Source organism: Bacteroides sp. MSSM.1001136sp1_RTP21357st2_D2_RTP21359_211015 (assembly GCF_040913205.1).
Classification (GTDB): domain Bacteria; phylum Bacteroidota; class Bacteroidia; order Bacteroidales; family Bacteroidaceae; genus Bacteroides; species Bacteroides ovatus.
The window spans coordinates 31,027-41,499 of record NZ_JBDFVF010000021.1; the positions used below are offsets into that span (position 1 = coordinate 31,027).

A 10,473-nucleotide genomic window follows, 5' to 3' on the forward strand; every position below is an offset into this window, starting at 1 on the left:
TGTAAGTCCGGTTCGGGGGCGAGCATTTGGAAACCTACCATAGAAATATGATAAGGCGCTGGGTGCTTAGCCTACACAAAACGGTTAGAAAGTACTTCGGTGAGGCTGTGGTTGTCACTCAAGAGTTGGATGATATCGTGTCAAGTCCCATTATCAAGGACACCATCATCAACAATGCCGATTGCAAGATTCTATTGGATCAGCGAAAGTATATCAACAAGTTTGACTCCGTACAGTCCCTGCTCGGACTGACCGACAAAGAAAAAGGACAAATCCTGTCTATCAATCAGGCTAACGATCCGGCAAGGAAGTATAAGGAAGTTTGGATTGGTCTGGGTGGTGTCCAGTCTGCTGTCTATGCAACAGAGACCTCTGTCGAGGAGTATCTCACCTATACCACAGAAGAAACCGAAAAGTTGGAAGTCACACAAATGACCGAGAAGCTGGGCGGTAATATGGAGCAGGCGATCCGCGTATTGGCTAAAGAGAAGAAAAAGAAAAAATAAACGATTAAAATCAAGAAGCAATGAAAAAGAGAATTTTAAGCATGTTGTTTGTCCTGTCGCCCTTTATGGTACCGGCAAGCGTGCAGGCACAATGGGTGGTCAGCGATCCGGGCAACCTCGTCCAGGGTATCGTGAACAGTGTCAATGAAATGGTGGAAACATCTGAAACGGCTCAAAATGCACTTTCCACATGGAAAGAGACCTCAAAGATTTTCGAACAGGGGCGTGAGTATTATGATAAACTGCGTAAGGTGAATGACTTGATCAGCGGCAGTGAGAAAGTAAAAGAGTCCGTCCTGATGCTCAGTGACATTTCTGAAATTTATGTAAACAATTTCGGCAAGATGCTGACCGACAAGAATTTCAGCCAGCGGGAACTGAATGCGATAGCTGCCGGTTATAACACCATCATGAAGAAGAGCAGCCGCAGCATTGCAGAGCTGAAGAATATCATCAACCCCACCGGCATGTCCATGAACGACAAGGAACGCATCGACCTGGTGAACCGGGTATACAGGGAAATGACACATTACAAGGAATTGGCCAACTACTACACCCGCAAGAACCTGCATGTATCCTACCTGCGTGCCAAGGAGAAGAACGAGCAGCAACAGGTATTCGACCTGTACGGCAAGGATGAGCGTTATTGGTAGTCTACAATTTTAAAAGAATCAATTATGGTATTATTATCCATTTCATTTGAAAATATGCACCAGATTCTTCGGAATCTCTATGATACGATGACCAAACTCTGCCACCCGATGATGGACATGGCGATGGCACTCGCTGCATTAGGGGCTTTGTTCTATATCGCTTACCGTGTCTGGCAGTCTCTCTCCCGTGCGGAGCCCATCGATGTCTTTTCGATGTTACGGCCTTTTGTCCTGGGCATGTGTATCCTTTTCTTTGACGTGATGGTGCTGGGAACTCTCAACGGTATCTTTAGCCCCATCGTTCAGGGAACCGGAATGCTGCTCCGTGACCAGACCTTCGACTTGCAGAAGTACCAGCAGGAGAAGGACAAGCTCCGTGCGGACATGATGGCTAAGACGATGATGACCGGACGTGTCTTTGCTTACAATGAGGAGCTGGATGCGGAACTGGATAACATGGGCTGGAGTGAGGAGGAACATACGGCCTTGCAGACCATGTATGAGGTTTCGTATGCCTTCTCCCTGCAAGGTATTGTCCAGATGGTCATGCGCAAATTGCTGGAGATTCTCTTCCAGTCTGCCTCGCTGGTCATCGACACGATCCGTACCTTCTTTTTGATAGTCTTGAGCATTTTGGGGCCGATAGCCTTTGCCCTGAGTGTTTTTGACGGGCTGCAGAACACGCTCATCCAATGGCTGGCACGCTATATCAGTGTCTATCTCTGGCTGCCGGTATCAGACCTATTCGGGGCGATGCTTGCCAAGATACAGACGCTCATCCTGCAGGAAGAGATGAACCTGATGGCCGATCCGATGAGTATCATCGACGTAGACGGTTCCTCGGCCATCTATCTGATATTCATGGTCATCGGCATTATCGGATATTTTTGTGTGCCGACTGTTTCGAACTGGATTGTCCAGGCGGGAGGTATGAGTTCCTATAACCGGAATGTCAACAATACGGCATCCAAGGTGACCAATGTAGCCGGTGCTGCGGCGGGTGCTTCAACGGGAAACGTCGGTGCCGTATTATTGAAAAAGTAGAAATTGAAAAAACATAAAATTATGGAATTTAAAAGTTTAAAAAACATCGAATCCTCGTTCAGGCAGATCCGTCTGTTCACGTTGGTCTTTCTGGGCATTTGCGCCTCGCTGACTACGTATGCCATTTGAAGGTCCTATCTCTTTGCCAACCAGCAACGGGAGAAGGTATATGTATTGGATCAGGGCAAGTCACTCATAGTGGCGTTATCCCAGGATGCGGCATTGAACCGTCCGGTGGAGGCCCGCGAGCATGTGCGCCGCATGCATGAACTGTTCTTTACGCTGGCTCCCGATAAGGCCGCTATCGAATCCAATATCAACCGGGCCATGTATCTGGCGGACAAGAGTCTTTATAGTTATTACCGGGATTGGAACGAGAAAGGCTATTATAACCGTCTGATCAGCGGCAATATCAACCAGACTGTCCTGGTGGACAGCATGCAGTGTGATTTCGATAACTATCCGTACCGGATCACCACCTTTGCCCGGCAGATGATTATCCGAAACAGCAATATCACCGAGCGTTCCCTGGTCACCCGTTGCTTCCTGCAGAGTACGGTCAGGTCGGATAATAATCCGCAAGGCTTCATGGCGGAACGCTTTGAGATTTTGGAAAACAGGGATATAAGGACCGTTGAACGCTAATATAATAAGGTAATGAAAAGCAGGAAGATAAAGACAGAGATCAGCGAAAAGCTAAAGAACGTTTGCGAGGAGCTGTCCGAAAAAGAGCGTAAGGGAGTGCTTGTGGGCATGCTGGCTATCAGTACCGTTCTATGTGCTATCACCGTAACACGCGCTTTCGGGCGTTTTCTCTCCCACGGCACACAAAAGGAGTTGCCGTTTGTCCATCCGGCGGACTCCATCCACCGGGCGGATAAAGACAGTATAATGTATCACCCTAAAACCCACGAGTAATGGAAGATAAAGATTTGGAAAAGCCCGAAGCGGCAGAAGAAACGGCGGTACAGCCGGAAAACGTCAGAGCCTTGAAGGAAGAACCGGAAAAAGAGAAGAAGGTGCTCACACCGGAAGAGATGGAAAAAAGAAGGAAGTTCATTGTGATTCCGGCCTTTGTGCTGGTCTTCCTGGGAGTCATGTACTGAATATTTGCCCCCACCGGCAAGGAAAACGGGACGGAAGCTCCCGGAAATTCAGGATTCAATGTGAACGTGCCGGAGCCTACCACGGCCAAACTGGTTGATAAGAAGACCGCCGCCTATGAGAAGCAGCAGGCGGAAGTGGAGGAAGAAAGCCGGATGAAGTCGCTGGAGCAGCTTGCCGGGACATTGATGAATAATGGAAAATCATCCGATACCGGTGAAAAAGAAAAGGACGGAGACCGGTTGCAACAGTCTGTTAATACCTACGAGCAAATCTCCGGGCAGTTGGATGATTTCTATGAAACTCCCAAAGAGACGGCAAGCGGCGATCTGGAAAGAAAAGTGGACGAACTGAATAAAAAACTGGAAGAGGCGGAAAAGGAAAAGAGCAAGGCGGCTACCCGTGAAGAACTGATGGAGCGTTCCTACAGGATGGCGGCAAAGTATCTGAACCCTGACAAGGATACGGTTCGGGAGAAAGCTGTCGGAGAAGAACCCACGGAAGTTGTTCCGGTTCAGCGGGCGGAGTATCAGACGACTTCCGGCCTTTCACGACCTGTTACGGATTCCGCTTTTATCGCTTCGCTCACTGTCGAGAGGAATTACGGTTTTAATACTGCTGTCGGGAGCAGCTACCAAATGGGGACGAATACCATCGCCGCCTGCATTTCGGAGAACCAGACCATTGAGCAGGGAGGCAGGGTAAGACTCCGGTTGCTGCAACCTCTGCAGGCAGGAAGTATTACCGTTCCGGAGAACAGTCTGGTAACGGGTGCGGCGGTCATACAGGGAGAGCGTCTGGATATCCTGATCAGCAGCATCGAGTATGCCGGAAATATCATCCCCGTGCAGTTGGCGACTTACGATATAGACGGGCAAAAAGGGATTTTCGTTCCCGGATCGGAAACCCGCAATGCGGCAAAGGATGCGGCTGGGACGGTCAGCGAGAGCATGGGAAACAGCGTATCATTCGCACGTTCTGCCGGACAGCAGGTGGTCATGGACCTGACGCGCGGAGTCATGCAGGGCGGCACGCGGTTGATTGCCGGGCGGGTCCGTGCGGTCAAGGTGACGCTGAAAGCCGGATATAAGGTGCTGCTGGTCACAAAGAAACAATAACGGATTATTCACTTTAATAAAAAAGATAAGACAATGAAAATAGTAATAGCATTATTGATGGCTGTACTGGCCTCGGTATCCGGTTTCGCACAGGAAGAAAGACCGGCAAATCCCGTCAGGATTCTGACGGCGGGCCAGCATATCACTCCTTATAAGATAGAGGTCACTTTCGGAAAGACGGTGCATATCCTCTTTCCCACTGAAGTTCGTTACGTGGACCTGGGAAGTAACAATATCATCGCAGGTAAAGCTGACGGGGTCGAGAATGTGGTGCGTGTCAAGGCGGCGGTGAAGGAGTTTCCGGGCGAGACGAACTTCTCCGTGATTACGGGAGACGGTTCTTTCTTTTCTTTCAATGTGGTTTATAAGGAGGAGCCTTCCACGCTGAATATCAATATGGACCAGTGGATGAACCCGGACGAGGGAGAAAAGAAGGGAGGCAGTTCCATCCGTGTCACGGAACTGGGCGAGGAAGATCCGACGGTCATTGCCAGCGTGATGTACACCATCCACCGGCTGGACCGCAGGGACGTGAAGCATATCGGGTGCAGGCAGTTCGGGATGCAGGCTCTTTTGAAGGGCATTTATGTGCATAAGGACCTGATATTCTTCCATGTTTCCCTGACGAACAATTCCAATGTGCCTTTCGATGTGGATTTCGTGCGGTTTAAGATAGTGGATAAGAAGATAGCCAAAAGGACGGCCCGGCAGGAAACTTATATTGAACCGGTACGCACGCTCAATGCCCTGACACGCATCGTGGGAAAGAGCACGGGACGTATCGTGTATGCCTTCCCGAAGATTGTCATTCCTGACGACAAGTTGCTGGAAGTGGAAATTTACGAGAAAGGGGGAGGCCGTCACCAGCGGTTCTATATGGAGAACAGTGATCTGGTGGATGCGCGTATTGTGAATGAATTAATCGGTGAGTAATCATGAAAAGAGTTTTATTTATTATGTTATGCATTTGTCTGCCCTTTGCGGCAGGCGAATGCTTTGCCCAGCGTTACCTGCCGGGACAGAAAGGTATCCAGCTCATGTTAGGCGGTGTGGACGACTTCGGTTCGAATGTGAAGCATCTGCGTGGTAACTTTCAGCTCGGAGTGGCTCTGAGCCGGTATAACCGGAACCATTCCCGCTGGCTGTTCGGGGCGATTATGTGAAGAAGCACTATTCCTACAAGGACATTGCGATTCCCAAAGCGCAGTTTACCGGAGAGGTAGGCTATTTCGTGCCGTTCTTCTCGGACCGTGGCAGGAACGTGTTCTTCTCTGCCGGTCTTTCCGCTCTGGCGGGTTATGAGACGACCAACTGGAACTGCAAGCTGCTCTATGACGGGGCGACTTTAAAGAATGACGGATGCTTCATTTATGGTTTTGCCCCGGCTTTCGAGATGGAGGCGTTCCTTTCCGACAGGCTGGTTTTTCTTTTCAATGTCCGCCAGAGGATATTCTTCGGATCATCCGTGGGGAATTTCCACACGGCGGTAGTTGTCGGTGTCAAGTACATTTTTAATTAGCGGCAATAGTATGGAACAAGGCAATTGGAACGTGGATGAGATGCTTCATTGGCTGGATATGAAAATAAACCGGGAAGACCGGGACATACGTGAACAAAGCAAGAAGATGAATGGGAATTTCCTGCACTTTTTCGAATGGAATGCGGAGAGCCTGTATAAGTCTCATTTTATGTCCGGGTGTTATAAGATACTCCGGCAGGCGGTGGACGGGGCAAAGGACATGGATACGGTTCGGAATATTGTTGAGGACAACATTGCTTACTGTGAGAGCAAACTGTTGAACGGTCAGGTGGATTGTAACAGTTCCAGCCGGACAACGAATGTTGCCCATTTCCTGAAGTTGGAGTGTATGCAGCAGTTGGTTAGGGATTACCGGGAATTCGCGAATATCCTTGCGCAAACGCCTCCCGAAGAGAATTTGCAACAGACGGCTAATAAAACAGAAAAGAAGAGAGAAGAGCCGCCTGAAAGAAAGATAAAAACGGGCATCAGGCGTTAGCCGACAACGGACTCAATCAAGTAAATTATTCATTTAGTAATACGTAAAATCATGAAGATGAAATTAATAATAAGTGGTATCATGCTCACATTGCTTTGCCTGCTGGGTGGCTGTGATGATAAATTGGAAGTACAGCAGGCTTATGATTTCTCGCTAACGTCCTGGTATCTCCAGAAGACCATTTCCCCGGATGAAACCGTGGAGATTCGTCTGACACTCAATCGTAGCGGAAACTATGAGGAAGCCGGCTATCAAATCGGTTATATACAGATGGAGGGCAGCGGCGAGGTGTACGACAAGAAGAAGGTCTATCTGGTGAACCGGGAGATGCAACCGTTGGATTCGATAGCGGAGTTGGATGACAGCGATCCCTGCCGCCAGGTATTCACGCTCTTCTATCATAACCGAAGCAGCAAGAATGCGGAGATTAAATTCGTGATAGCGGATAATTTCCATCAGGAAAGAGAACTGGATATATCCTTTCAGAGCAAAACTGAAACGGACATGGAACTATAAATCGGACAACAATGGATAAAAGTGATTTAAGGATCGAACAATTGCAGCAATATCTTGACAAGAAGAAAGGGGTTGTGGAAAGCGATATAAAAGAGTATAACCAGCAACTGGGAAAAAACTATCTTCATTTCTTTGACTGGCATGCCGATGACTTGTATAAGGCCTGTTATATGGATAAGAATTATAAGGCCATTCAGGAGGCGATTGATGCCGCTGAAACGCCGAAGGATATTGAAGGGATTTTGAAGCGTTATACCCTGTATATAGAAGATGATCTCCTGAACGGTCCGCTTGTCAAGAAAAGTACCAGCCCGATGTCGAATATGGCCCATTCCCTGGAGATAGAATGCAAACAGAAATTGCTGAAGGACCTCCGGTATTTAAACAGGCTTCTTCAGAGTGAGACTGTAAGTGAAAGGATAAGGCCGCAAGAAGCACCCCGACAAGAGATTGTGCCTGTGAAAGAAAAGAAGAAAACGGGACCACGGTTGAGATAGTATCAATTGAAAGCAATAAAAAAGCTACTGAATTTTTGTTTCAGTAGCTTTTTTATTTATCCCAGTCTTATATTCCGGCTATACCAGATAAGCCTCAAAAAGATAATGTATGAATAACCGACCCTTTTCCGTCCAAACGGTCAACATGGCCGTGCCGGTTTCTCCTGTGCGGCTTTCCCATACATGGGTCCGGGTTGCCGTATAGCCTTGATTCTGATAAGGAGCTTTGAGCAGCCATTGACCGGATTGACGGAACTGGATGCCTGCCCATCGAAGCCGTTTGTTCAGCATACCGGCAGTCATTCCCAATTCTTTCGCTATCTGTGTGGTCGTGTAGGTGCTTTGGGATTGGAGGACTTTGTCATAATACTGAACTTTTGGGGCCTGTAGCTTGAGTTTCAGGATAGCATAGTTGTTCTCCTTCTCCAATGCTGAAATACGGCTGTCTCGCTCTTTTATACGGTTCTGTGCGAGCAATATGGCACGCGCAAGTAGTTCATTATCCGTTTCGCCATTCTTCTTAAGAAGATAGCCACCGTTCTTTAGTGTTTCGGGAACCAGTTCATCAAATATCCAGCTTTCGAATTTCTCAGCGGAAGGCAGCTTGCTACCGGCAATCAGCCGGTATACGTTCCCTTCGCTGATGTACTTGATTTTCTGGACGGCACTGCGTGTAGGGGTGTCGTAAACCACGACGCCCATTGGTTTACAATGTCTTACGACGGCATCTCTCGGATTGGAGTAGCCAAGTGCGGCGGCAACATCTGAGGCGCAGAACCATATTTTCCCGTCAATTTCCAGTGTCCGGATGCGTCCGAACTCAGGATGTTCAAATATTGATACTTTATTCATGACTGTTTAATTTATAGGTTTCTTCTATTGCTTTAAATATCTCGTAGACTACCTGGGGGACGATAGCGTTCCCGTATCCTTTAATGGATGCCTGTCTTCACCGAGAAAAGGAGATACCGTCCAGTCGGGGGGGAAGCCCATCATCTCGGCTACAAACAGGGGATTCAGCTGGAAACTCTTTCCAGTCCGGGCGAAGAAATCGGGCAGGCTGTTCTTTTCCGGTATCCGGCCTCTCTTCTCCAGACTTTCCGGGCTTGCCGCGCCCTTCCAGTCCCTCGCTGTCGGAGTGGGCAGAAGCTCCGCCATCCTCCCAAGCCCTACACTCCAGACATGGCCTTTCTGATTGATCTTTCTCACCTTTCCTTTCGGTGTCACTATGATCTTGTCGTTTTTCCCCATTACCGCACCCACACCGGCATCGCTGGCTACCGGGGTGGGCAGCAGCATCCCGTAAAAGTCCAGAAAGTCGCTCAATCCGTTGGGTTTCTTCTCCCCTTTGAGCTGGCTGTGCAGGGATGGAGCATGGGCCTGTTTCCATTTGTGAACCCTTTCCGGATGGTGTATCTCCGTAGCCAATGGAGTGGGAAGGAGTATTTCATGGATCATCTCCGGCAATCCCTGCTGGCGGCTGTTCGGTCCCCTGCGCTTGTAATCCTGGGCTGTCACGGTGGGCAATAAACCATACCCGGTCCCGGCGGTGGGGAGCTCCGACGGCACAAGCCGGTATAAGTACCGGCTGGACGGAATATCCTTCACGTTCAAGATCACGGCAAATGGTTTCAACAACATATTGCTGCCGTCTTTTAAATACAGGCTCACTCTCTCCGAATAGAGTGGACTGACTTCCCACTTCAGTCTCCTGGCCGGGCTGTACCATCGTGAGGATGCCAGCAACGTTCTCACCAATGACCCAATCGGGCCTGATCTCATGTATGGCCCTGAGCATATGAGGCCAGAGGTAACGGTTATCATCCGCTCCTTTTCTTTGGCCTGCGACAGAGAATGGTTGACAAGGAAAACCTCCTGTAAGGACATTGATTTTTCCTCTCCATTCTCTGAAATCTGTCGTTGCGACATCTGTATAACTTTTTGCATCTTTAAACCAGTAATTTAAAATGGTATTACAAAAATCGTCTATCTCACAATGGAAGGCATTCTGCCATCCCATTCATTCGGCAGCCAGGTCTGGGGCGCCGAATCCACTAAACAGAGAAGCGTGTACCAGACGCTTCCGCTGTTTCTTGTCTTGCTCTTCTTCTTTCATTGTTTATTCATTATTTAGAGGTTCGAGATTCATTACTTTTTTGTCGATCTTACGATAGACACTCCCCATCTCCAGCATATTCTCCAATCGGAGCAGGTCCGTGATTTCATAGACGGTCATCCCTTTCTGTGTCGTGAAGCGGATATATCCTTTCTGTCGCTGTATCTCCACTTCCTCGGGAGTCATGTGCAGGACTTCACAGATTTCCTGCAAGGTCAGGGTCAGGCTTACTTCCTTAACTGTGTAGATGTAGGTCAGGATGTTCAGCATCTGAAGACATTTGCGGTGTGATTTGACAAGTGATGCGAATTTGTTTCGTTCTATGACGATTACTTTAGCTTGATTTTCCATGTGAATTTTTATTTATGAGTTAATAGAATCGGATATGAAATCTTCGTTTAGACATTCTTCTCTCAGGAATTTATATACGTCAGAAGCCCAGAAGTAAATCTTGCCGCTGAGTTTGAAAAATGGGAGTTTGCCGGAATTACGCCAGCGGATCAGTGTCCGGTCGCATACTTTCAGCATCAGGCGCATATCCCGGCTGTCCAGCATTTGCTTGCCGTTGAAACTGGTTACTGCTTCCAGAGCCGTTTCCAGCTTGGCAATCAGTTTTCGTTGTTCCTCAAAGTTTTCCTTTATCATTGCTTTGAGTATCTCAATATCATTTCTGTTCTCTTCCATAAAATATTCCTTTGTTCCAATGGGTTATTTTTCTTTCTTCGGTTGCAAAGTTTTCAAAATTGGGCATGAAAAAATAGGGCTGACGGTAACCGCCAGCCCCATATTTTCTTTGTAACTTACTTAGTATCAATGTCGATTTACAGAATGCTTTTTTTCTTCCTTTAAGGTAGAAAGAAAAATAGCAGTAGTTACCATTCTTTTCAAAAAGATATTTATA

At 48.0% G+C, this 10,473-nt stretch carries 15 protein-coding genes and 2 pseudogenes; 12 read left to right on the forward strand and 5 right to left on the reverse strand.

All coding sequences use genetic code 11. The features are described from left to right. The first annotated feature begins 62 nt into the window (after positions 1-62). The 12 genes and pseudogenes from AB5217_RS14340 to AB5217_RS14395 all read left to right on the forward strand — a co-directional run bounded on the left by AB5217_RS14340 (position 63) and on the right by AB5217_RS14395 (position 7,456). Positions 63-506: a conjugal transfer protein TraG gene (locus AB5217_RS14340; RefSeq protein WP_255344453.1), complete on the forward strand. Its 444-nt coding sequence runs from the start codon at positions 63-65 to the stop codon at positions 504-506. Between the two features lie 20 nt (positions 507-526). Then, entirely contained in the window at positions 527-1,159 is a 633-nt protein-coding gene (locus AB5217_RS14345; RefSeq protein WP_005680097.1) for a DUF4141 domain-containing protein, read from the forward strand. Between the two features lie 24 nt (positions 1,160-1,183). Then, on the forward strand, positions 1,184-2,203 hold the full coding sequence (gene traJ, locus AB5217_RS14350) for a conjugative transposon protein TraJ (protein WP_008644756.1): 1,020 nt from the start codon (positions 1,184-1,186) through the stop codon (positions 2,201-2,203). 21 nt (positions 2,204-2,224) lie between these two features. After that, positions 2,225-2,848, forward strand: a pseudogene (traK, locus tag AB5217_RS14355) (conjugative transposon protein TraK). A gap of 12 nt (positions 2,849-2,860) precedes the next feature. Then, complete coding sequence (locus tag AB5217_RS14360) at positions 2,861-3,121, forward strand: hypothetical protein (protein WP_005680094.1); 261 nt, start codon at positions 2,861-2,863, stop codon at positions 3,119-3,121. After that, positions 3,121-3,309 carry a hypothetical protein gene (locus tag AB5217_RS14365; protein ID WP_005680093.1) on the forward strand — a complete coding sequence of 63 codons (189 nt, stop codon included), beginning with the start codon at positions 3,121-3,123 and terminating at the stop codon, positions 3,307-3,309. The genes AB5217_RS14360 and AB5217_RS14365 overlap by 1 nt, the downstream gene beginning before the upstream one ends. Next, a complete protein-coding gene (gene traM / locus AB5217_RS14370; RefSeq protein ID WP_074706886.1) occupies positions 3,310-4,425 on the forward strand; it encodes a conjugative transposon protein TraM in 1,116 nt (371 codons plus the stop codon). Positions 4,426-4,458: 33 nt separating this feature from the next. Further along, positions 4,459-5,358, forward strand: a complete 900-nt coding sequence (traN, locus tag AB5217_RS14375) for a conjugative transposon protein TraN (protein ID WP_005680091.1) — start codon at positions 4,459-4,461, stop codon at positions 5,356-5,358. A 2-nt stretch (positions 5,359-5,360) separates the two neighbouring features. Further along, positions 5,361-5,944: pseudogene (locus AB5217_RS14380) on the forward strand (conjugal transfer protein TraO). Positions 5,945-5,954: 10 nt separating this feature from the next. Continuing rightward, entirely contained in the window at positions 5,955-6,443 is a 489-nt protein-coding gene (locus AB5217_RS14385; protein WP_005680089.1) for a hypothetical protein, read from the forward strand. A 51-nt stretch (positions 6,444-6,494) separates the two neighbouring features. Then, positions 6,495-6,959 carry a TraQ conjugal transfer family protein gene (locus tag AB5217_RS14390; protein ID WP_005680087.1) on the forward strand — a complete coding sequence of 155 codons (465 nt, stop codon included), beginning with the start codon at positions 6,495-6,497 and terminating at the stop codon, positions 6,957-6,959. 11 nt (positions 6,960-6,970) lie between these two features. Then, on the forward strand, positions 6,971-7,456 hold the full coding sequence (locus AB5217_RS14395) for a hypothetical protein (protein WP_005680086.1): 486 nt from the start codon (positions 6,971-6,973) through the stop codon (positions 7,454-7,456). Between the two features lie 78 nt (positions 7,457-7,534). On the opposite strand, the gene AB5217_RS14400 is transcribed toward AB5217_RS14395, so the two are convergent. The 5 genes from AB5217_RS14400 to AB5217_RS14420 all read right to left on the reverse strand — a co-directional run bounded on the left by AB5217_RS14400 (position 7,535) and on the right by AB5217_RS14420 (position 10,256). Continuing rightward, the gene (locus AB5217_RS14400) at positions 7,535-8,308 is read right to left on the reverse strand and encodes a phage antirepressor KilAC domain-containing protein (protein WP_004308051.1); all 774 of its coding nucleotides are present in this window, start codon (positions 8,306-8,308) and stop codon (positions 7,535-7,537) included. A gap of 48 nt (positions 8,309-8,356) precedes the next feature. Next, positions 8,357-8,914, reverse strand: a complete 558-nt coding sequence (locus tag AB5217_RS14405; RefSeq protein ID WP_232289480.1) for a hypothetical protein — start codon at positions 8,912-8,914, stop codon at positions 8,357-8,359. Continuing rightward, positions 8,904-9,476 carry a DNA cytosine methyltransferase gene (locus AB5217_RS14410; protein ID WP_225739788.1) on the reverse strand — a complete coding sequence of 191 codons (573 nt, stop codon included), beginning with the start codon at positions 9,474-9,476 and terminating at the stop codon, positions 8,904-8,906. The genes AB5217_RS14405 and AB5217_RS14410 overlap by 11 nt, the downstream gene beginning before the upstream one ends. Before the next feature lie 99 nt (positions 9,477-9,575). Then, on the reverse strand, positions 9,576-9,923 hold the full coding sequence (locus tag AB5217_RS14415; protein ID WP_005680084.1) for a hypothetical protein: 348 nt from the start codon (positions 9,921-9,923) through the stop codon (positions 9,576-9,578). Between the two features lie 12 nt (positions 9,924-9,935). Then, positions 9,936-10,256 carry a helix-turn-helix domain-containing protein gene (locus tag AB5217_RS14420; protein WP_005680083.1) on the reverse strand — a complete coding sequence of 107 codons (321 nt, stop codon included), beginning with the start codon at positions 10,254-10,256 and terminating at the stop codon, positions 9,936-9,938. Between the last annotated feature and the right edge of the window lie 217 nt (positions 10,257-10,473).

Excerpts from the sequence above, each read along its gene's own strand:
- traN (WP_005680091.1), top strand. The coding sequence starts at position 4,459 with ATGAAAATAGTAATAGCATTATTGATGGCTGTACTGGCCTCGGTATCC.
- AB5217_RS14385 (WP_005680089.1), top strand. The coding sequence starts at position 5,955 with ATGGAACAAGGCAATTGGAACGTGGATGAGATGCTTCATTGGCTGGAT.
- AB5217_RS14395 (WP_005680086.1), top strand. The coding sequence starts at position 6,971 with ATGGATAAAAGTGATTTAAGGATCGAACAATTGCAGCAATATCTTGAC.
- AB5217_RS14415 (WP_005680084.1), bottom strand. The coding sequence starts at position 9,923 with ATGGAAAATCAAGCTAAAGTAATCGTCATAGAACGAAACAAATTCGCA.
- traJ (WP_008644756.1), top strand. The coding sequence starts at position 1,184 with ATGGTATTATTATCCATTTCATTTGAAAATATGCACCAGATTCTTCGG.
- AB5217_RS14345 (WP_005680097.1), top strand. The coding sequence starts at position 527 with ATGAAAAAGAGAATTTTAAGCATGTTGTTTGTCCTGTCGCCCTTTATG.
- AB5217_RS14360 (WP_005680094.1), top strand. The coding sequence starts at position 2,861 with ATGAAAAGCAGGAAGATAAAGACAGAGATCAGCGAAAAGCTAAAGAAC.
- AB5217_RS14410 (WP_225739788.1), bottom strand. The coding sequence starts at position 9,476 with ATGGGATGGCAGAATGCCTTCCATTGTGAGATAGACGATTTTTGTAAT.
- AB5217_RS14420 (WP_005680083.1), bottom strand. The coding sequence starts at position 10,256 with ATGGAAGAGAACAGAAATGATATTGAGATACTCAAAGCAATGATAAAG.
- AB5217_RS14405 (WP_232289480.1), bottom strand. The coding sequence starts at position 8,914 with ATGATCCATGAAATACTCCTTCCCACTCCATTGGCTACGGAGATACAC.
- AB5217_RS14390 (WP_005680087.1), top strand. The coding sequence starts at position 6,495 with ATGAAGATGAAATTAATAATAAGTGGTATCATGCTCACATTGCTTTGC.
- AB5217_RS14400 (WP_004308051.1), bottom strand. The coding sequence starts at position 8,308 with ATGAATAAAGTATCAATATTTGAACATCCTGAGTTCGGACGCATCCGG.
- AB5217_RS14365 (WP_005680093.1), top strand. The coding sequence starts at position 3,121 with ATGGAAGATAAAGATTTGGAAAAGCCCGAAGCGGCAGAAGAAACGGCG.